This window comes from Brevibacillus centrosporus, from assembly GCF_046622605.1.
GTDB classification, from domain to species: domain Bacteria; phylum Bacillota; class Bacilli; order Brevibacillales; family Brevibacillaceae; genus Brevibacillus; species Brevibacillus centrosporus.
This window is the reverse complement of sequence record NZ_CP176856.1, coordinates 3,124,510-3,144,756: the sequence shown is the minus strand read 5'-3', so window position 1 is coordinate 3,144,756 and position 20,247 is coordinate 3,124,510. Positions and strand designations below refer to the sequence as shown.

Below are 20,247 nucleotides of genomic sequence, written 5' to 3'. Positions count from 1 at the left end.
TTCTACTCACGATCGAGAGGGGACCGCTATGAAGTATGACTTGCTCATAAAAGACGGGAATGTCGTTTTCAGAGATGACGTGAAAAGGGTTGACATCGCCATTCAAAACGGTAAGATAGTCGCCATTGCTGAAAGGATAGAGGAAGCGGCCGATCAAGTAGTTGATGCAACAGGTCAATTCGTAATGCCAGGGATGATTGACGCACATGTTCATATTTGTGAGCCAGGGCGAACGGAATGGGAAGGGTTTGAAACGGGGACAAAAGCGCTCGCAGCGGGAGGAACCACAACCTACATCGATATGCCGTTGAACGCATTGCCTGCCACGACGACGATAGAGGCTCTCGCTTTAAAGCTTGCAGCGGCCGAAGGGAAAAATTACGTAGACTATGCTTTTTATGGCGGCTTGGTTCCGGGAAATCTGGAGAAGTTACAAGAGCTGTCCGACGCAGGCGTTGTCGCGTACAAGTGCTTTATGGCTACTTGTGGAACGGACTTGCCGGATGATTTTAAAAATGTAGATGACTACACCCTTTATACCGGAATGAAAAAGATAGCCGAGCTGGGACATATGTTAGCGATTCATGCTGAAAATGCCGAGATCACGGACCATCTCGCGCAAGAAAAAAGAAAGCTGGGTAAGGTAACGGCTTCCGATTATGTGGCATCTCGTCCCGTTTTTACAGAAGTAGATGCTGTGAAGCGAGCCCTATTTTTCGCAAAACAGACTGGTTGCAAGCTGCACTTTGTTCATATAAGCAGCGCCGATTCGGTAGAAGAGATCATGAAAGCGCGCAAGGAAGGCGTAGACGTAACCCTGGAGTCATGCCCGCACTACTTTACGATTACGACCCGTCAGTTTGAAGAAAAAGGAGCCACCGCCAAATGTTCCCCGCCTTTGCGGGATGAGTGGGAGCAGGAGAAGCTATGGGAAGCACTGAAACAAGGCAAAATTGATATGCTGACCTCGGATCATTCTCCTTGCCCGCCAGCTATGAAGCATAGTGAAACGAACGATATGTTTGAAGTCTGGGGCGGGATTACGGGCTGCCAGAATAATGTTGACTTAATGTTTGATGAAGCAGTAAAAAAGCGCAGTGTACCCATAACTGAATTTGTTCGAATGATAGCGACCACCCCTGCGGAAAGGTTTCGCTTGAGGACGAAAGGTGAAATCGCGATCGCAAAAGACGCTGACATAATCCTGCTCGACCCCAATCAATCCTATGTGGTCAAACCAGACAGCTTACATTACCGGCATAAGCATAGTCCATACATCCATAGAGCGATTCATTGCCGTGTCACGAAAACATTTGTAAGAGGGCAGTTAGTTTTCGATCTAAATGAAGGGATTGTAGGGCGACCCATCGGACAATTCATACCATTTACGGTGTAAAGGAGAAGCCATTATGAGCGGAGCCAAAAAAGATATTTTGCAATGGATAGAGAGCAATCAGGCGCAAATGATTCAATTTCTGCAAGAGCTTGTTGCCATTCCGTCCGATAACCCGCCTGGAGATTGTTACGCAATAGCAGAGCATATTCATAAGAGATTGATAGATTTTCAATTCGAAAATGTTCAGTTGCTGGACGTAGATGAAGCGAAGGTCAAGGCGAGCGGTATGATCCGGGTCGCAAATGTCCTCTCAACGACAGCCTTCGGAGAGGGAGAAGGCCCCGAGATTTCCTTGAATGCTCATGGTGATGTCGTTGCTCCTGGAATGGGATGGACCTATCCCCCGTACGGCGGAGAGATCGTGGATGGGAAACTATATGGTAGAGGTGCAGCTGTTTCCAAATCGGATATAGCGACCTATACCTTTGCCCTTATGGCACTGCGTCACGTGGCAGAGGAATTAAGTGGAAAGGTATCATTGGCGTTTACGTTTGACGAAGAAACGGGAGGAGAAATCGGTCCCAAGTGGTTATTGGATCGGGGGTATATCACCCCTGATATGGCGATCGCGGCTGGGTTCACGCATTCCATCGTCAATGCCCACAATGGATGTCTGCATCTGGAAATCATGGTGAAGGGCAAATCGGCTCATGCAGCAGCCCCTCACACAGGATTTGACGCCATTCACGCCATGAGCGCGATACTCCACTCCTTGTATGACTATCGCGAATCACTTGGCAAAGTCAAATCTGCCGTCCCGGGGATTGAATCACCGACATTAGTAGTGGGATTAATCTCTGGCGGAATTAATACAAATGTGGTACCTGACCGTTGTACGATTCGTCTGGATCGGCGTCTCATCCCGGAAGAGTGCGGAGAACAGGCGGAAAAGGAAATCCAACAGGTGGTTGAGCAAGCGATTCGCCATTTCGAGGGCATTGAAGTGGAGGTAGAGCGAATCCTTTTGGCAAACAGCTTTGGTCCGGTACATGTGGAAGAGCCGTTGATACAGACTCTGGGCTCAAATTGGAGAGAGGTAATGGAAGGACCTCTAGAAATCCAAGGGGTACCGCTCTACGCTGATGCCAGGCATTTCTATGAAGCGGGCATACCGGTGGTGATGTTTGGAGCGGGACCGAAAACCTTGCTGGAAGCAAACGGGCACAGAGCTGACGAGCATGTCCTCATTGATGATTTGGTGAAGGCCGCGAAAATTGTGGCGCTGACGCTCTATGATTTGTTGAAAAAATAGGTGTCGCACAAAGAGCAAGTCAAACACGAAAAGTGGAAGGCAGGCTGGATCAAGAGGCGATCATTCGTCACGACCAGTCGATTCATTCTCTGGAGTACTGAGAGCGCATAGCAAATGTGCTAGTTTCCAGCGAGGTTCACAGCTTAAGCTTATCGACTTACATAAGAAGCACACCAATCTTTTATGAATGGTGTGTTCTTTTTTGTTCCCTAGAGCTGTAAAATCCATCGTTACCGTATCCATAACCGATGTGACCTACCGTACTAAAGCCTGTTTCGATCCAGTACCAACCGAGATGATGCAATAATAAGAATAGACTGTATTATCAGTTTGTTATATAATGTTATAAGATGTAATGCCGAAAATCGATGGGGGAATGGCGATGAGACTGATTGCAATTGGCGATAATGTTGTGGATTATTACAAAGACCGCGGGGAGATATTTCCTGGGGGCAATGCGTTGAATGTTGCCGTGCTGGGCAAGCGCTATCAAGCTGCGGTTTCCTCGTATATCGGTATCATTGGCAATGATCAGGCTGCAGAGCATGTAAAACAAACCCTGCTATTAGAAAACATCGATATTTCAAGATTAAGGCAAGCCTTTGGCCCAAATGGAGAAGCCATCGTCTCACTCAATACGGACGGGGATCGGGTCTTTGTCGGCTCAAATGCAGGCGGCGTACAGGCATACATGGGACTTCGGCTGAACCAGCAGGATAAAGAATACATCGCTTCCCATGATCTGCTGCACACCAGTATTTACAGCAATTTGGAGCATGAACTGCCCGAATTGCACCAGAAGATAGCGATTTCCTTTGATTTTTCAAATCGTTGGACGGATTCTTATTTGCAGCGTGTTTGCCCTTACATCGATTACGGCTTTTTCTCCGGAAGCGATCTGACAGAAGACGAGTGCCTCCAGCTGATCCAGCAGGTGCATCAATTGGGAACAAAAGTAATCGGTGTCACTCGCGGTGCCTTGGGAGCGCTCTTTTCAGAAGAAGGCAGGCTGTACCGGCAGCAAATTGTAGAAACCGAGGTAGTGGACACACTTGGCGCAGGAGATTCTTTCATCGCGATGTTTCTGATAAAATACCACCAAAATGTGGAGATGGAAGATGCGCTGCAGCAAGCTTCCCTAGCGGCGTCCAAAACGTGTGGTCACTACGGTGCTTTCGGTTATGGAGTTGCAAAAGTCGGGTAATCAAGAGATTTGCCAAAAGAAAGAAGCTAGATGCAGAATCTAGCTTCTTTTATCCTTTTATGCCGCCGCTGGTGAGACCTCTGACGAAGTATTTTTGCATAAACAAAAAGAGAAGAATGATAGGAAGAGCGGAGATGGTCAGTCCGGCGAGTAGCACACCCCAATCGGTTTGCAGCATATCCCGGAAAGCCATGAGTCCAGAGGGGATCGTCTTTAGCTTGTTGTCATCGATAAAGATGATAGAGAAAAGAAATTCATTCCACGAAAAGTAGGCGGTGAGAAGTGTCGAGGTGAGCAAGATCGGTGTGCTGAGCGGCAAAAAGACTCGCGTGAAGACACCGAAGCTGCTGCAGCCATCGAGGTAAGCCGCTTCCTCAATTTCTTTCGGGATGGTTAAAAAATGCGCACGGATCAGCAGGATCGTAAAGGGGAGACGATACGCCACATAAGGGATGATTAACGCCCAATACGTATTGAACAAGCCTAAGCTTTGGATGAGCTTGTAGAGCGGAATCAAGCTTACCTGCGGGGAAAGCATCAGGCCACCGAGAATCAAGATCAAGATAAGGTTCTTGCCGCGAAATTGGAACCGTGTGAGCCCGTAAGCCCCAAGAGCGCTCAACAGGACTGTCAGAAAGCAGGTCAAGCTGGTCACAATCACACTGTTCAGGAAGTATTCCGAGATCCCTTGTTCCCAAGCTGTTACGTAATTCTCAAACAGCCACTGAGTTGGCAGCGCCCAGCTATCGCTGAAGATTTCGGAGGATTCCTTGAGGGAGTTCATCACCATCCAAAATAGAGGATAAGCGATAGCCACAAAGTACAGCAGGAGGACGAGAAAAAGGGAGTATGTACCCAGCTTAGGCGAACGCTTTCGCTTTGCGAGGGGGAGGAGGGGAGTAGTACTTTGCTCTGAAACCGTTTCCAAATTTCTCTCCATGTAAGTTACTCCTCTCCTGTTTTGGATAGTTTCATTTGAACGAGCGATATAACGAGGGTAATCGCCAAAATGACATTCGCAATGGTGGAGGCATATCCCATCTGGTCATTTATGAATGCGGATTGGTAGAGATAGGTCCCCAGTACCTCTGAAGCATGACCAGGACCGCCGCCCGTGAGAATGTACACTTCGTTGAAAACGGTAAAGGCACCCGCTAACGTAATGGTAGAAGTAACGAATGTCATCTCCCTTACCTGTGGGACCGTCACATGGAAAAACATTTGGACTTTACTCGCGCCATCCATTTCGGCTGCTTCGTATAGTTCCTGTGGGATTTTCTGGATCGCTACGATGAACAGCATCATGATGTAGCCGATACTCTGCCACTGGGAAACCGCGATCGCTGCGAAAATGGCAGTGGCGGAATCACCTACCCAAGCCCTTGTCCAACTCTCAAGGCCAATGGCAGACAAAAATCCGTTTAATAGACCGACTTGCGGATGATAGATGAAGTCGAACAACAGGGCGATCACTGTGATCGAGATGATGACAGGTGTAAAGAAAACGGTTCGAAATAAAGGGGAGAATCTTCGGAAAACCTTATCCTCGAGAATAGCTGCCAGGACCAGTCCGCCGCCTACCTGAAAGATCATGGAGATGACCGCGTAGTAGATGTTATTCGTCAATGCCTTATAAAAAATCGGATCGTGAAACAGCTGAACGTACTGGGTAAGTCCGACGAAAGTCCTCTCTGGGGAGAAGGCGCTCCACTCAAACAAACTAAACTCGATGTTTTGAACAATGGGGAAGTAAATGAAGATGAGAATCATGAGGAAACAAGGAAGTACATACAAGTATCCAGTAAATTTCCGCTGAAGCATATGGTCATCCCCCTTTCTGTATGAAGAGACAGTGGAGTCGTTCGGACTCCACTGCCACCTAGTCTACTTGACCTGTTCCCGCACTTGCTGCGCTGCCTTCCGAACGTCTTGCAGAACATCCTCTGGCGTCTTTTCCCCATTGAGCATCTGCTGTGTACCAGCCAAATAAGCATCAACGATCTTGATATCCAGGTCCGTATCCAGCCATAGAGCCAATCCTTCTGCACTGGTCACACGTTCGACTGCCTCGATTCCGAGTGGGGAGGCCGTGTTTTCATTCACAGCACCTTTGACTGCACTGTACTTGCCTACATCTTTAACGAACTTTTCGGCTTGTGCCTTTGAAGTTAAAAACTTGAGGAATTTTACCGCTTCCTCTGGGTGCTTGGTCGTAGAGGAAATCATGAAGCCTTCCGGGGCACCGGTTAAATAGTTCGGATTCCCTTTGCCGCCCTCGATCGCCGGAAAATCGAGGAAGCCCCATTGGAATTTGGTCTTCGGTTCAACAAGCCGGACTTCTGCGGTTTCCGCATAGAAGATCGCTGCCTTTTGGTCGACGAACATCTGTCTCGCAAACTCATGATCCAGCCCGTTCACGTCCTTATTGAAATAGGGGACGAGCTCCTGCAATTTTCTCAGTGCTTCCACGTAGCCAGAGTCTTCAAACGTACCGGATGCTCGATTGTAGTCCTTCTCCCGGACGCTTTCCTCGACCATGCGTTGATTGAGCGTCCCAATATAGTGGGAAGAGGCCCAAGGCGCCTTGTTCCCGAAAGTGATGGGGGTGTAGCCGTTGTCCTTAATCGTTTGCAGGGCAGAGATGAATTCCGACCAGGTCTTCGGTACTTGAAGGTTCAGCTTGGAGAAAATCTCTTTGTTGTAGAAAAACGTCTTGCCGTCAATCGTAAGGGGAACGCCATACAGTTTGTTGTCCAGACTGAACGGTACCAGCTGAGATTCCATCAGCTGTTCAGACCAAGCTTTGTCCTGCTGGGCATAATTCGTCAAATCCAAAGCTTTTCCACCACGTACGAACTTGTAGGCGTACTCACCGCTCCACGAAAAGTAGATGTCGGGGGGATTATTCGTGCCAAGCAATACGCTTATTTTTTCCTTGTAGGCATCATTGAGCACAGCCTCGGTTTCGATGTGGATGTTTGGATTTTCTTTCTCAAACTCCTTAACCACCTGTTCAAAGTACGTTTTGTCAGGGTCCCTTGGCCAACGATGGAAGAGGCGCAAGGTAATCTGCTCGCCCGAAGCAGGAGTGACTGCATTGCCACCGGGATCTGCAGAGGCTTGCGGCTTGGACGAATCTGCCGTGGAACATCCTGTTGCGAGAGAAAGAACGAGCAATAGACCAGTCGTGAATCTAACCATTCTCTTCATGACGTTGCCCCCTTTTATCTTGCAGGAAAAATATAACATAATATAACATTATATTACGATGTAAAATTAAGAATTGTCAAATAACTATTTTCCTGTATGGCCTAATAAGGGACCTTCCACATGTACCTGCGAGTGGATAGTGGGTGATTACGGGCATCCGCCAATTCATTTGCAAACTGGCGCAGGACAAAATTCAGGACGAGTGGCGAGATGTAGCCTTTGAGATCTTCATCGATGCCGGACAAGTCAAATTCTTTGGCGTCGATCACGATCAGCTTTTCGCCATATTGTCTACTGAAATGCAGGGCGCGCTCCTCCAGCGGGCGAGTCTCATCAAGTCCAAGAAGCTGGATGATCGGCACGGTTTTATCAAGAATTTCAAAGGGGCCATGGAAGTATTCGCCGGCGTGGATGGCGTGAGAGTGAATCCATTGCATTTCCATGAGGATGCAAATCGCAAAAGAGTAGGCGACGCCGTAGTTTGCTCCGCTCGCCATCGTGTAGATGACTTTCTCGTCCTTGTTGCTGGCAGCAAATGCTTTTGCCTGGTCAGCGAACTGAATCTTCGCACGATCATAGGCACCTTGCAAGCCTTGCAAGGAATGAATCATGCGGTGGAATTTCGCATTTTCTTCTTTTACGTAAAGCAGCCCCGACACCAGCTGGTACATGATCGAGTAATTGGTTTCGAAAGCCGGCGCTTCTGGTCCGTAGCTGTATTTGATGACATGCTCGGATGCTTCCGCCAACGGAGAAGCAGGCTCGTTCGTTAAGGAGACAGTGAGTGCCCCCTTGCTGCGAGCAAATTTTGCTGCCTCGGCTGTCTCTGGGGTATTGCCGGAATGTGAGCAAAGGATAACCAGGGATTTGGAGCCTAGTCGTACGGGGTTGCGGTGAATAAATTCGTTGGAGCTATACAGGTCAGCCGCTATAGTCTTCGCTTCCCGATCCAGGAAATATTTGCTCGGGTACATCAATGCGGATGAGCCTCCGCATGCGACGAGAAACACATTCTCAATGGGGCGGGAGCTGATCGCATCCAAAGCCTGCTGAACTTGTGGGTGTAACATGAAATGACCTCCTTAAATGGATGAATTGGTTATATAACAATATATAACATCTTATCAAAAGGTATTCAACTGATTTGTCAGAAAAATAAAATAAAAATCGTATAGACATAAAAACACTGGATTCTTCGTCCAGTGTCAGTTGTTGCGGGTGTGTCCTGTATTGATCGTGAATGTGACGCGGTCCGTGGGGATGAGAGAACAGGAGGAATGGAAGGGCTTTTCTTGATCATCGTAGGCAACCTTGTCGATTTGATAGAGAGGGGTACCAATGGGACAACGCAGCAATTGGGCTTCTTCTTGTGTGGCCATAATGACATTTAGCGTCTTCAGATTGGAAGCGGGCTGGATATCATAGTATTTCTTCAGCACTTGGTAGGTAGAAATCGATTCGGCAATATGCTTTTCTAGGTTTGGAAACCGGGTCAACGGATAATAGACGGTTTCCCATACGAGTGGGGCGTCGTTCACATAATGCAGCCGCTTCAACTGGAGTATGGATGTTCCGGGCGAAATTTGCAGAGGGGCAGCAATGACTTCATCTGCTTCAAGAATCGTAGTAGAAACGATCCGTGGCTGCGGCATCTTGCCGGTCTGGGTGAGAAATTCTGAAAAACCGTTCACGGCGATCAGCTCGCGTTTTAATTTGCTGGCTGTGACGAAGGTGCCTTTGCCTTGCTGACGCTGCAAGATTCCCGCTTCAACCAGCTCTGTTATCGCTCGGCGGGTTGTAATCCGGCTCACACCGTACATTTCGCAAAGCTCTCCCTCTGGAGGAAGCTGCTGTCCGACTTTGTATACGCCACGATTGATATCTTCCTTGATGACCTCTTTTAGCTGGAGATAAAGCGGCTTGAGGCTGGAGTTGTTTAATTTCATCGTTTCGTCTCCGATCAAAAAAATTTTGAATCGTCATATAATAATATATCACATTTTATTCAGGCAAGCATTTTACTAAATTTCGTTCTTTCCTAAGCGGGGAAAGACGAAGCCTTCGTCTGCGGCCCCCCTAAAAGCTCAGTTTAATCAGAGGGTTACCATGGTCGAGAGCGTGCCCTCGCGTTTTGATATAAAATAATATTCTGAATAATCTGGACGAATTGCAGGTGATGTGCTAATAATATAGAGAAGCTACTTTATAAAACCAGTGGAGAAAGTAACTGATATCTGCGATTGGAAGGGAGGAGGGCAGCAGTGGATAGAAACGAGTACGCAATCGGGCTAGATTTGGGTGGAACGAAGATTCTGGCTGGATTGATAGACGGCAGGGGACAGATTGTAAGCCAAAAGCAGCTGCCGACTTCTTCGGATGATGGTGAACAAGCGGTAATCAATCGGGTTTTGGCCGCGATCGAAGCCGTGATGGCAGACGCAAGCGTGGAGGGAAATCAGGTGCGAGGGGTGGGAATCGCTTCGGCAGGAGTCATCGACAGCGCGAAAAACGAGGTGATTTTTGCGAGCAATCTCGGGTGGCGCAACGTTCCCATCGGCCAGCTGATTCAGGAGAGATTCGACCTTCCTGCGTATTTGATGAATGACGCGAATGCTTCGGCGGTAGCCGAGTGGATGTGGGGAGCGGGCAAAGGAACGCAAAATATGATTTACGTCACTGTAAGTACAGGCGTAGGTGCGGGGATCATTTGTAACGGTCGCCTGCTCACAGGAAATGATGGCAGCGCAGGCGAATTCGGGCACATATCGATCGATTGGAAGGGGCCGATCTGCCGCTGCGGGAACAGGGGGTGCCTGGAGAACTATTCGTCAGGCACTGCGATTGAAAATATGGCGCGAACAAAAATAGCAAACCGCGATTCATCGTTTTCCGGAAGCTTATTGGAAGGGCACGAAGCGCTAACGGCAAAGCAGATTGGAGAAGCGGCTCTCCAGGGAGATCGGTTTTCGATCGGCATTTTGAAGCAGGCGGGCTTTTATTTAGGGATTGGAGCGACGAATTTAATCCATTTATTTAATCCGGAACTGCTCGTGTTCGGCGGTGGGGTCATGAACTCGGCTCCTGTTATTTTGGAGGAGATTGAAAAAGGCGTGACAGCGCATTGTATACCCGGCTTGGCGAACCAAGTTCGCGTGGAGCTAAATCAATTAGGGACAGAATCAGGCGTCATGGGAGCGGCAGGCTTGCTATTTTCTACGCAAGAGAGAGCTGGAAAATTTTCATTTTTATAACTGAACATGTATTGCAAAAATTGAGATAATTTTGTATCATCTATTTAATAACTCCAATGGAAAAATTAATTAGCGATGAAGACAGATCATTAGGAGGCTAAACGTGAGAAAAGTAAAGGTCGCGGTAATCGGCGCAGGTTCCATTTCAGACATGCATATGCAATCGTACCAAAACAATGAAAAAGCTGAGCTGTATGCTGTCGTAGATTTCAATCAGGAACGAGCCAAGGAGAAAGCGGAAAAGTTCAATGCCAGAACCTATTATTGTCGATTGGAAGACGTATTTGCAAATGAAGAAATCGATGCTGTAAGCATTTGCACCTGGAACAACACGCATGCAGAGATTTCGATCGCGGCTTTGAACGCAGGCAAGCACGTCCTGCTCGAAAAGCCTTTATCCACATCGGTTGAAAGCGCTCTGGAAATCGAGGAGGCAGTAAAACGCAGCGGCAAGGTCCTGCAGGTCGGGTTTGTCCGAAGATACGATACGAATGCTCAGCTCTTGAAGCAGTTCATTGATGCGGGAGACCTCGGGGATATCTACTACGCCAAAGCATCCTGCCTGCGCCGTTTGGGAAATCCGGGTGGATGGTTTGCTGACAAGGAGAGATCCGGTGGAGGGCCGCTGATCGACTTGGGCGTCCACGTGATCGATCTTTGCTGGTACTTAATGGGTTGTCCGAAAGTGAAGACGGTCAGCGGAAATACATACAACAAGCTTGGTAATCGCGCCAACGTCAAGAACCTTTCCTTTTACAAAGCAGCCGATTACGACCCCGGAAAAAACACGGTAGAGGACTTGGCCAATGCGATCATTCGCTTTGAGAATGGAGCCTCGCTCATGGTGGATGTAAGCTACACGCTCCATGCGAAAAAAGAAGAGCTGTCTGTCAAGCTATATGGCGACAAAGGCGGTGCCGAGGTAGAGCCACAGCTTTCCATCGTAACGGAAAAACACGATACGATCCTGAACGTCAGCCCGCAGATCGATAAATTATCGTTTGACTTTAAGCAAGGCTTTCAAAATGAAATTGATCACTTTATCTCCAGTGTTCTTGGTGAGAAAGAGACTCTCAGCCCTGTACAAGATGGCGTAGAGATGATGAAAATTCTTTGCGGAATCTACGAATCGGCGCAGCAAGGACGCGAAATCGAATATTGAGTCAGGCTATTGGCAGTGTACCTTGGGACATCCAGATTTCATCTATCAGATAAAAATTGTAAGGGGGAAAAGGTTATGAAAAAAGTGTCCTATTTTCGAGCAGCATCTGTCTTCCTTTTTTCAGTAGCTTTACTAATTGGGTGTTCCAGCGGTAACAGTCCTACGAGTTCAGGCAGCAGCAGTGGTGGCAGTGCTGCTCCAAGCACTTCCACTGCACAAGAGACGCCATCGACAAAGAAAGATGAACTGGTGGTGGCGGTCAATGAGAACTTCATCACGATGGACCCGCAAAATACGGGTGACGCTTTGTCATCTGGTGTGCAGACCTCGATGTACGAAGGGCTGATGATCTATGACAAAGATCTAAAATTGATCCCCGGACTTGCGACTGAATATTCTGCGAATCCAGAGGCTACGGAATACACGTTTAAACTGCGCCAAAACGTGAAGTTCCATGATGGTACCCCCTTCAACGCAGAAGCGGTCAAAATCAACTTTGACCGTATGAGCAATCAGGAAAACAACCTGCGTGCGTATCGAAATTATAAGTATATCAAGAGCACGGAAGTCGTGGATGAATACACGGTAAAAGTGACACTGAACCAGCCGTTTAGTGCGATGATCAACAAATTTACTACGGGAATCATCAGTCCGCAAGCTTTGGAGAAGTACGGAAAAGACATTGCGAAGAATCCAGTAGGAACCGGGCCTTACAAATTTGTAGAGTGGGTGCAGGGCGACCATCTGACGGTCGAGCTGAATCCGGATCACTGGAACAAAGGTGCAGCGAAGGTTGCCAAAATTACGTACAAACCCGTTCCTGAAAATGGCTCTCGCGTAGCGATGCTCAAAACAGGTGAGGCAGACGTCATTTATCCGCTGCCTGAACAGCAAGTAGAGACTTTGAGCGGAGCAGAAGGCGTTAAGGTAGAACGTACGCCATCGACGATTACCCGTTATGTATCGATCAATATGGTGAAGAAGCCATTTGACGACCCGCGCGTCAGACAAGCCATCAACTATGCAGTAGACAAGGATGCGTTCATTAAAGTAGTCAAAGCGGGTTATGGTGCGAAGCTGGAATCCCTCATGTCGCCTACGATCGCTCACTACGCCAAACAGGGTGAGTATGAGTACGACGTGGAAAAAGCGAAGCAGCTGCTCAAGGAAGCTGGCTACGAAAACGGCTTTTCGACAGAAATCTGGGGCAATACCAACTCGGATACGATGAAAGGTATGCAGTTCATTCAGCAGCAGCTGCAAAAGGTCGGCATCACGGTAGATGTGAAATCGATGGAAGAAGCCACCCTGTCTGACGAAATCTACAACATCAAATCACCAGAAGAAGCAAAAATGCAGATGTGGTATGTAAGCTGGTCTTCTGCAGACCCTGACAACGCGATGCGCTCCCTGTTCAGCAGCGAGAACTTCCCGCCAGCAGGAGCCAACACCGCTTTCTACAAAAACGATCTGGTCGATAAGAGCATCAAGGAAGCTACCCAATCCTCTGACCAAGCGAAGCAAAAAGAACTGTATGGAATTGTACAAGAAAACGTATTTAAGGAAGCGCCATGGATTTTCCTCGCAGTCGATGAAATTTTGTACGGAAAACGCAGTAACGTAGACGGTGTTTACATCACGCCAAGCGGCGGCATCTACGTCAGAGAAGCGGAAATAAAATAAATCGAAAAAGTGGCGTTGGGTCACAAGCCTGTTGCCCAGCGCCGCTTTACTTTTCCCTATTTAGGAGGAACCGATATATGTTCCGTTATATCGTGAAGAGGCTTATCGGGATCATTCCGATCATTTTCATCGTGTCGCTGCTCATTTTCTTCTTCATTCACTTGGTACCAGGTGATCCTGTACGTTTAGCGGCGGGAAAAGAGGCAACGCTGGAGGAAATCACGCGGGTTCGTCAGGAATTGGGATTGGATAAACCATTGGCTGTGCAATACCTGAACTATATGAAAAACTTGTTCACAGGTAATCTGGGTCACTCGTTAAAGACAGGTCTTCCGATTAGCGATATGTTCGAAAATCGGTACGAGATATCGTTGAAATTGACATTTATGAGTCTAGGCTGGGCGCTTGTTCTGGGTTTAGTAATCGGTACGATCTCTGCTGTGTTCCGCAATAAATGGCCCGATTTTTTAGGGATGCTTACGGCGATTTCAGGCATTTCCTTACCCGGATTTTGGCTGGGACTCATTCTCATACAAGTGTTTTCCGTTCAGCTCGGTTGGTTTCCGACAGGTGGGACAGACAGCTGGAAAAGCTATGTTCTTCCTTCCATTACGCTGGGAGCCGGAATCATGTCGATGCTAGCGCGCTTCACCAGATCCTCGCTGCTCGAAACCTTAAAGGAAGACTTTATTCGGACCGGTCGGGCAAAAGGCTTGAAGGAATCGGTAGTCGTACGCAAGCATGCGCTGAAAAACTCGATGATTCCTGTCGTCACGATAGCAGGCCTGCAATTCGGATTTTTGCTGGGCGGCTCGGTTGTGGTGGAAACCGTCTTCAGCATTCCGGGAATGGGGCGGCTTCTGATTGACTCGATTGCCTTCCGCGACTACCCAGTTGTGCAAGCGGTCATTCTGCTGTTCTCGCTGGAATTCATTTTGGTGAATCTCCTGGTGGATATTTTATACAAAGCGCTCAATCCGAAAATCCGCTTTGATAGCTAACCAAAAGGGGTGAGATGTTTTATGGAAGCAGTGAAAGAAGTGAGTCAAATCTCTTTGGTTTCCGAGGAAAAGAAGCGCTCGAGGATGAGTGAGTTTTGGACAAAGTGGAAGAAACAAAAAACGGCATTTTGGGCTGGCTTTTTTATCATCTTCCTGCTCCTCGTCGCCGTATTTGGACCCATTCTTGCGCCGTACGATCCTTATGAGCCCGATTATGATGCGATCCTGCAGACACCATCTCAAGCGCACTGGGCAGGGACGGACGAATATGGCAGGGATATCTTGAGCCGGATCATCGTAGGTGCCGGCATATCACTCAGTGTCAGCTTTACCTCGGTCTTGGTGGGAGCGGTGATCGGGACGATTTTGGGATTGTGCAGCGGTTATTATGGGGGCTGGCTGGATCGCCTCATCATGAGGTCCAGCGACGTGATGTTTGCCTTTCCTGATCTTCTCCTGGCGATTGCGATTGTCGCGATTCTCGGTCCTGGCTTAACGAACGTGGTGGTTGCCGTAGCCGTATTCAGTATCCCTTCCTTTGCTCGGTTGATTCGCGGGAACACGCTTGCTGCGAAGGAAGCGGTTTTTGTAGAGGCGGCGAGATCCATGGGAGCCAGAAGCAGCCGGATCATTTTTCGCCACATCTTTCCGGAGACCGTCTCGAGCATGATCGTTTTCTTTTCCTTGCGTATCGGAACATCCATCTTGGCAGCGTCGAGCCTTAGCTTCCTCGGATTGGGAGCAAAGCCTGAGAGTCCTGACTGGGGAGCGATGCTGAGCATGGGGCGCGATTATCTGGACACCGCACCGCACGTCGTGATGATCCCTGGTTTGGTCATCTTCCTGTCCGTGCTGGCGTTCAATCTGGTGGGCGATGGCTTGCGAGATATTATGGACCCGAAAACGAAGAATTAATCGAGGGAGTTGGGGCAGATGAGTGAAAACATCATCGAAGTAAGGCATCTGCAAACGCAATTTACGAGAGATAACAAAAAGACAGTCGTCTTGGACAATGTCAGCTTTCACATAAAAAAAGGCGAAGTGCTCGGCCTTGTCGGTGAATCAGGCTGTGGAAAGAGCGTGACCTCCCTTTCGATCATGCGTCTGTTTAAAGATACGACAGGGGAAATCACGAACGGAGAAATCAAGTATAACGGAACGAACCTATTGTCCATTTCTGAGAGCAGCATGCGCGGGATTCGCGGAAAAGAAATCTCGATGATTTTCCAGGAGCCGATGACGTCCCTCAATCCCGTGATGAAAATCGGTGAGCAGCTCATGGAGTCGATTCGTCTGCATCTAGGCTATTCTGACAAGCAGGCGAAAGAGCACGCGATAAGCATGCTGACCAAGGTAGGGATTCCGAGACCCCAAGAGATTATCAGCGAGTATCCGCACCAGCTGTCCGGGGGGATGAGGCAGCGCATTATGATTGCGATGGCCATGTCATGCCGACCGAATTTGCTGATTGCAGATGAGCCTACTACCGCGCTGGATGTGACGATCCAAGCGCAAATCCTCGATGTGATGAAGCAGCTCCAAGCCGAAGAGCATATGTCGATGCTTTTGATCACACACGACTTGGGTGTAGTCGCGGAGATGTGCAATCGCGTGGTCGTCATGTACGCAGGACGAGTGGTGGAAGAAGCATCTGTCTACGATTTATTCGATGATCCCAAGCATCCGTATACAAAAGGCTTGATCGGCTCGGTTCCAAAGCTGGGGCAAAAGCGTTCCAGGCTCGATTCGGTACCAGGCAATGTGCCCAATCCGAATCAAATGCCAAAAGGGTGCAAATTTGCTCCGCGCTGCAAGGAAGTCATGCCCGTATGCTGGGAGGAAGAACCGACGATTACAGCCACAGGTTCAGAACGCTTTTGCCGCTGCTGGCTCTATCGCGAAGAAAGTAGGGATGCGCATGTCTAAGTCGCTGGTGGTAGTAGACGGGATCAAAAAGACATTTCCCATAGACAGTGGATTTTTGGGCAGCAAAAAAAGCGTGAAGGCAGTCAATCATGTCTCCTTTGAAATCAAGGAAGGAGAGACCTTCAGCTTAGTTGGCGAGAGCGGCTGCGGCAAGTCCACTACTGGGCGTCTGGTGACGAGGCTGCTGACTCCCGATGAGGGGAAAATCTGGATCAATCAGGAAGAAATTTCAAAAATGAATGAAAACCGGCTACGGGAAGTGCGAAAGCAAGTACAGATGGTGTTTCAGGACCCGTACGCTTCGCTCAATCCGAGAATGAAAATTCGCGAAGTCGTAGGGGAGCCTCTCGTCATCCATACCAAGCTATCTGCTGCAGAGAGAGAAAAGATCGTAGAAGAAATGCTAGATGTGGTCGGGTTGAACAGCTACCATGCTGATAAATTCGCGCACGAGTTCAGCGGCGGTCAGAGGCAGCGGATTGGCATAGCGCGTGCACTCATATTGAAGCCGAAGTTAATTGTGGCGGATGAGCCGGTTTCTGCACTGGATGTGTCCATTCAATCTCAAATTTTGAATCTGCTGAAGGATTTGCAGGAAGAGTTTCAACTGACGTACTTGTTCATATCCCATGATTTGAGCGTGGTGGAGCATATCAGCGATAAAATCGGCGTGATGTATTTGGGCTCCTTGGTCGAATCGGGACCGAAAGAATCCATTTTCGCAAATCCCCAGCATCCGTATACCAAAGCACTGCTCTCCTCTGTTCCGATTCCCGACCCACGAGCAAAAAGGGAGCGGATTATCTTGCAGGGGGATGTGCCCAGCCCGGTAAACCCGCCATCCGGCTGTCTTTTCCATACTCGCTGTCCGTACAGCATGGATATGTGCAAATCCACTGTCCCTCGCTTGCGGGAAATAGAGGTGGGCGGTCATTTTGTAGCTTGCCACTTATAAGCAGTTATTCTACGAAGTAAAAGGAAGGGTACCATGCGCAGGACGGGTGATTTAAAGCTAATCCAAGAGTTGAATCGATCCATCGTACTCGACACGATCCGTCATTATGGACCCATTTCCCGAAGCGAAATAGCGAAACGGCACAAGCTGAGCCCTACAACCGTTACGTCGGCAGTCAGTGAACTGATTCGTGACTCGCTCGTCAGTGAAGTTGGAACAGGAACTTCAAATGGAGGACGAAAGCCGATCTTGCTGCAGTTCTCGCCCGACAGCCGTTTCTTAATCGGGATCTCGATTAGTGGGTCTAAAATAACGATTGCGGAAATGAATCTGGAAGCAAAGGTCCGCAAAAAAGAAGTATTCACGATCAAGCCCTATCAAGGTGACCAGGTTATCGCGTACTTGCTGCAAATCATGGAGCAGTTCGTTTTGCCCTATGAAAGCTTAGACAACTGCGTTGGCATATCCATCGTGACGCAAGGAATCGTGGATTCGGACAATGGAGTCATCCGCTATAATCCAAAGCTGAAATTAAAGGACATTCCGGTGAAAGAGATCGTAGAAAGCCGCTTTCACAGCAAAACCTGGCTCGACAATGACACCAATGCCTATCTGCTTGCCGAAAAGAGCATCGGTGATTTCAGCCATTATCAAAACATGATCTATGTGACGATCGGGGATGGCTTGGGCTCCAGCATTCTCGTGAACGGCTCCATCTACCGCGGATTTGCTGGCGGAGCCGGGGAGTTTGGGCATACCACGATTGACCGCACGGGCGTTCGCTGTGATTGTGGAAATATTGGTTGTTTGGAAAATTATGTAAGTTGGCCAGCGATTTACGCCAAGCTTTTGTCTGCGCTTGCAAAAGGGAAGCAAAGCTGTATTTTTGAGCTCGCCGGTCACGACGTCAATCGTATTTCCGCAGCGGTTTTTCGACAGGCGCTATCGCAGAACGACCCGCTCGCTGAGAGCATTTTAGAAGAAACAGCTTCTTATTTGGCGTCAGGTCTGGTGAATCTCGTCCATCTCTTTAATCCGCAGGCCATTATTCTCGGCGGAGAAATTGCGTTTGAAAATGAACTGCTCGTCTCCAAGGTAACGGAATATGTCCATGAATATGCCCATGGCATTTTTACCGAGGGACTTGCGATCCGTCTCAATTCCCTTGGAGAAAATGTGGAAGTCGTAGGGGCAGCTGCAGTCGTGCTGCAGGATACGTTTCAATTTTCGTTGTAGAACTTGATTGATTTGGAGGTGGGATGTCACATGTGGAAAGTAGTCATCGCGGATACAGCAGCAGGGAGCACGCAGCAGCAGTGTGCCTGGCCCGAGGTAAACGAGATAAAGATCATAGGTGTGGCAGACAATCTAGCTGTCTTTGGAGAATGGGTAAAAGATCAAGAGGTCGATGCTGTCGACATCGCCCCGAGTGTGACGGCACCTGAAAAATGGATCGAGCTCGCAGTAGAAGCCAAAAAGCATGTGATCTGTGATGCCAATGTGCAAATCGATATCGAAGCAATCAGTGAGCTTCAAGCAATCTGCGAGAAACAAGGCATAATGCTGCTGCTGCCAAATGCATGGCGCTTTTCCCCCGTGTATGTACAGGCTCGCGAGCACGTCTTGCAGGGCGCGATCGGCAAGCCAGGTGTGATCCGGATGCAACGGAGTGCACTGCCGGCGACAGAAGGATGCATTTTCGACGTCTTGGGTGCCGAGGTATTCGATTGGCTGAGGTGGACTTTCGGTGATGTCTTGCGAGTCATGGCCAGGAGTGTCAAGCACATGGACGAAACGGGGCAAGCAGTCGAATATGCGCTGGTTATCGTGAAGCATGCCGATGGAACGATTGCGCATATCGAGCTGTCTTTGGCAGAGGAAGACGAGCGGTCCTCTTTTGAATTGACAGGTGCCTCGGGCATGCTTCAGTACGACAGTGACGACTGTAAGCCGATTGTGTGGGACACGAATAGGAAGCTGGTACACACGGAATTTGCTGCCAAGCGTTTTGCTGGTGGAGCCGCTGCCGAACGTTGTACCAGCCGCAGAACGAACTTTATTCGCGCTGTGTCCGGCCAAGAGGCGCTCCGAATGACTCCAGAAGACGTGAGGATGGCGCGAATAATCGCCCAGGCTGCACGACAATCGGCTGGGGCGGGGCAACCGGTTCAGCTCATGGACGGGGGTAGTGCCAAATGAAAGTAGGGATCATCAGTTTCGCTCATATGCATGCTCACAGCTATGCTACTTACTTGCAAAAGCACCCAGATGTCCAACTCACGGCTATCTGGGATCACGACGAGGAGCGAGGGAAAACAGCAGCTGCAACCTATCAGGTCGATTACTATGGCGATCTGCGGGAATTTTTGCAGACGGATGTGGAAGCGGTCATTGTCTGCTCGGAAAATGCCAGGCATAAAGAGCATGTAATCGCTGCTGCCAAATCCAAAAAGCAGATTTTATGCGAAAAGCCGATTGCGACTGAAGTGAAGGATGCCGAAGAGATGATCCGCACCTGCAAGGAAGAAGGGGTCATCTTGCAAATTGCCTATCCTGTCCGTTTTGCGCCTGTAATGGAGCAGGTCAGGCAGCTGATAGAATCCAAGGCGATCGGAGAAGTTTTGGCGATCAATGGGACGAATCACGGGCAAATGCCTGGCGGATGGTTCATTGAGAAAGAGCTTTCCGGCGGGGGAGCCGCTACCGACCACATCGTTCATGTAATGGATCTCGTTCGCTGGCTGCTAAAGGATGAAGGGAAAAGTGCGTACGCCGAGCTGGATACCCGTTTTTACGACATCGATGTGGAGGATTGCGGAATCGTTTCACTGGAAATGGAGTCTGGTGTGATCGTGACCATCGACCCGAGCTGGTCCAGACCGAAAACATTTCCGACGTGGGGAGACGTGACCATGCAAATCGTAGGGACCAAAGGCACGCTGTCGGTCGATGTGTTTAAGCAGCATGCTCTCTACTACAATGATCAGGCCAACAGGGTGCTGCATCTCCCGTGGGCAAAGGATATGGACGAAGGGCTGATTGCGGATTTCATTCAATGTGTCCAAGAAGGAAGAGCACCATCGATTTCAGGAGAGGATGGTCTGCGCACACTGGAAATCGTCAAAGCCGCTTATGAATCAAACCGCTGCAAGCAAGCTGTCATCATCGACAGGGTGACTTTTCCCGAGTGATTCTTGCAATGGGAAA

Annotated in this window: 18 protein-coding genes; 13 read left to right on the top strand and 5 right to left on the bottom strand. The window is 48.9% G+C overall.

Features of this window, described 5'->3' with window-relative positions; genetic code table 11:
• The first annotated feature begins 28 nt into the window (after positions 1-28).
• From allB to ACLIN2_RS15865, 3 genes are all read left to right on the top strand, one after another.
• Positions 29-1,396: an allantoinase AllB gene (gene allB, locus ACLIN2_RS15875; protein WP_411501527.1), complete on the top strand. Its 1,368-nt coding sequence runs from the start codon at positions 29-31 to the stop codon at positions 1,394-1,396.
• A 13-nt stretch (positions 1,397-1,409) separates the two neighbouring features.
• Complete coding sequence (locus ACLIN2_RS15870) at positions 1,410-2,648, top strand: ArgE/DapE family deacylase (RefSeq protein WP_411501526.1); 1,239 nt, start codon at positions 1,410-1,412, stop codon at positions 2,646-2,648.
• A gap of 382 nt (positions 2,649-3,030) precedes the next feature.
• A complete protein-coding gene (locus ACLIN2_RS15865) occupies positions 3,031-3,852 on the top strand; it encodes a PfkB family carbohydrate kinase (RefSeq protein ID WP_327929095.1) in 822 nt (273 codons plus the stop codon).
• 49 nt (positions 3,853-3,901) lie between these two features.
• Here the strand turns inward: ACLIN2_RS15865 and ACLIN2_RS15860 are convergent, their stop codons facing one another.
• The 5 genes from ACLIN2_RS15860 to ACLIN2_RS15840 all read right to left on the bottom strand — a co-directional run bounded on the left by ACLIN2_RS15860 (position 3,902) and on the right by ACLIN2_RS15840 (position 9,008).
• A complete protein-coding gene (locus ACLIN2_RS15860) occupies positions 3,902-4,792 on the bottom strand; it encodes a carbohydrate ABC transporter permease (protein ID WP_411501525.1) in 891 nt (296 codons plus the stop codon).
• Positions 4,793-4,797: 5 nt separating this feature from the next.
• Positions 4,798-5,673: a carbohydrate ABC transporter permease gene (locus tag ACLIN2_RS15855; RefSeq protein ID WP_301168736.1), complete on the bottom strand. Its 876-nt coding sequence runs from the start codon at positions 5,671-5,673 to the stop codon at positions 4,798-4,800.
• Between the two features lie 63 nt (positions 5,674-5,736).
• On the bottom strand, positions 5,737-7,062 hold the full coding sequence (locus ACLIN2_RS15850; protein ID WP_411501524.1) for an ABC transporter substrate-binding protein: 1,326 nt from the start codon (positions 7,060-7,062) through the stop codon (positions 5,737-5,739).
• A gap of 101 nt (positions 7,063-7,163) precedes the next feature.
• A complete protein-coding gene (locus ACLIN2_RS15845) occupies positions 7,164-8,132 on the bottom strand; it encodes an SIS domain-containing protein (protein WP_411501523.1) in 969 nt (322 codons plus the stop codon).
• A gap of 135 nt (positions 8,133-8,267) precedes the next feature.
• Positions 8,268-9,008 (bottom strand): GntR family transcriptional regulator, encoded by a 741-nt coding sequence (locus ACLIN2_RS15840; RefSeq protein WP_411501522.1) that lies wholly within the window; start codon positions 9,006-9,008, stop codon positions 8,268-8,270.
• Positions 9,009-9,323: 315 nt separating this feature from the next.
• Between ACLIN2_RS15840 and ACLIN2_RS15835 the strand changes: the two genes are divergently transcribed.
• The 10 genes from ACLIN2_RS15835 (at position 9,324) to ACLIN2_RS15790 (ending at position 20,231) form a co-directional block, all read left to right on the top strand.
• A complete protein-coding gene (locus tag ACLIN2_RS15835) occupies positions 9,324-10,313 on the top strand; it encodes an ROK family protein (protein WP_411501521.1) in 990 nt (329 codons plus the stop codon).
• 103 nt (positions 10,314-10,416) lie between these two features.
• The gene (locus ACLIN2_RS15830) at positions 10,417-11,475 is read left to right on the top strand and encodes a Gfo/Idh/MocA family protein (RefSeq protein ID WP_411501520.1); all 1,059 of its coding nucleotides are present in this window, start codon (positions 10,417-10,419) and stop codon (positions 11,473-11,475) included.
• Between the two features lie 75 nt (positions 11,476-11,550).
• Positions 11,551-13,158, top strand: a complete 1,608-nt coding sequence (locus tag ACLIN2_RS15825; RefSeq protein ID WP_411501519.1) for a glutathione ABC transporter substrate-binding protein — start codon at positions 11,551-11,553, stop codon at positions 13,156-13,158.
• 77 nt (positions 13,159-13,235) lie between these two features.
• Positions 13,236-14,159, top strand: coding sequence for an ABC transporter permease subunit (locus ACLIN2_RS15820; RefSeq protein ID WP_092276625.1), 924 nt, complete (start codon positions 13,236-13,238; stop codon positions 14,157-14,159).
• A 21-nt stretch (positions 14,160-14,180) separates the two neighbouring features.
• Positions 14,181-15,074, top strand: coding sequence for an ABC transporter permease subunit (locus ACLIN2_RS15815; protein ID WP_092276628.1), 894 nt, complete (start codon positions 14,181-14,183; stop codon positions 15,072-15,074).
• 18 nt (positions 15,075-15,092) lie between these two features.
• Positions 15,093-16,085 carry an ABC transporter ATP-binding protein gene (locus ACLIN2_RS15810; RefSeq protein ID WP_411501518.1) on the top strand — a complete coding sequence of 331 codons (993 nt, stop codon included), beginning with the start codon at positions 15,093-15,095 and terminating at the stop codon, positions 16,083-16,085.
• A complete protein-coding gene (locus ACLIN2_RS15805) occupies positions 16,078-17,040 on the top strand; it encodes an ABC transporter ATP-binding protein (protein WP_092276635.1) in 963 nt (320 codons plus the stop codon). Before ACLIN2_RS15810 ends, ACLIN2_RS15805 begins: the two co-directional genes overlap by 8 nt.
• Positions 17,041-17,073: 33 nt before the next feature.
• A complete protein-coding gene (locus ACLIN2_RS15800; protein ID WP_411501517.1) occupies positions 17,074-18,276 on the top strand; it encodes an ROK family transcriptional regulator in 1,203 nt (400 codons plus the stop codon).
• A gap of 30 nt (positions 18,277-18,306) precedes the next feature.
• The gene (locus ACLIN2_RS15795; protein ID WP_411501516.1) at positions 18,307-19,239 is read left to right on the top strand and encodes a Gfo/Idh/MocA family protein; all 933 of its coding nucleotides are present in this window, start codon (positions 18,307-18,309) and stop codon (positions 19,237-19,239) included.
• Positions 19,236-20,231 carry a Gfo/Idh/MocA family protein gene (locus tag ACLIN2_RS15790; protein ID WP_411501515.1) on the top strand — a complete coding sequence of 332 codons (996 nt, stop codon included), beginning with the start codon at positions 19,236-19,238 and terminating at the stop codon, positions 20,229-20,231. The genes ACLIN2_RS15795 and ACLIN2_RS15790 overlap by 4 nt, the downstream gene beginning before the upstream one ends.
• Positions 20,232-20,247: the final 16 nt, after the last annotated feature.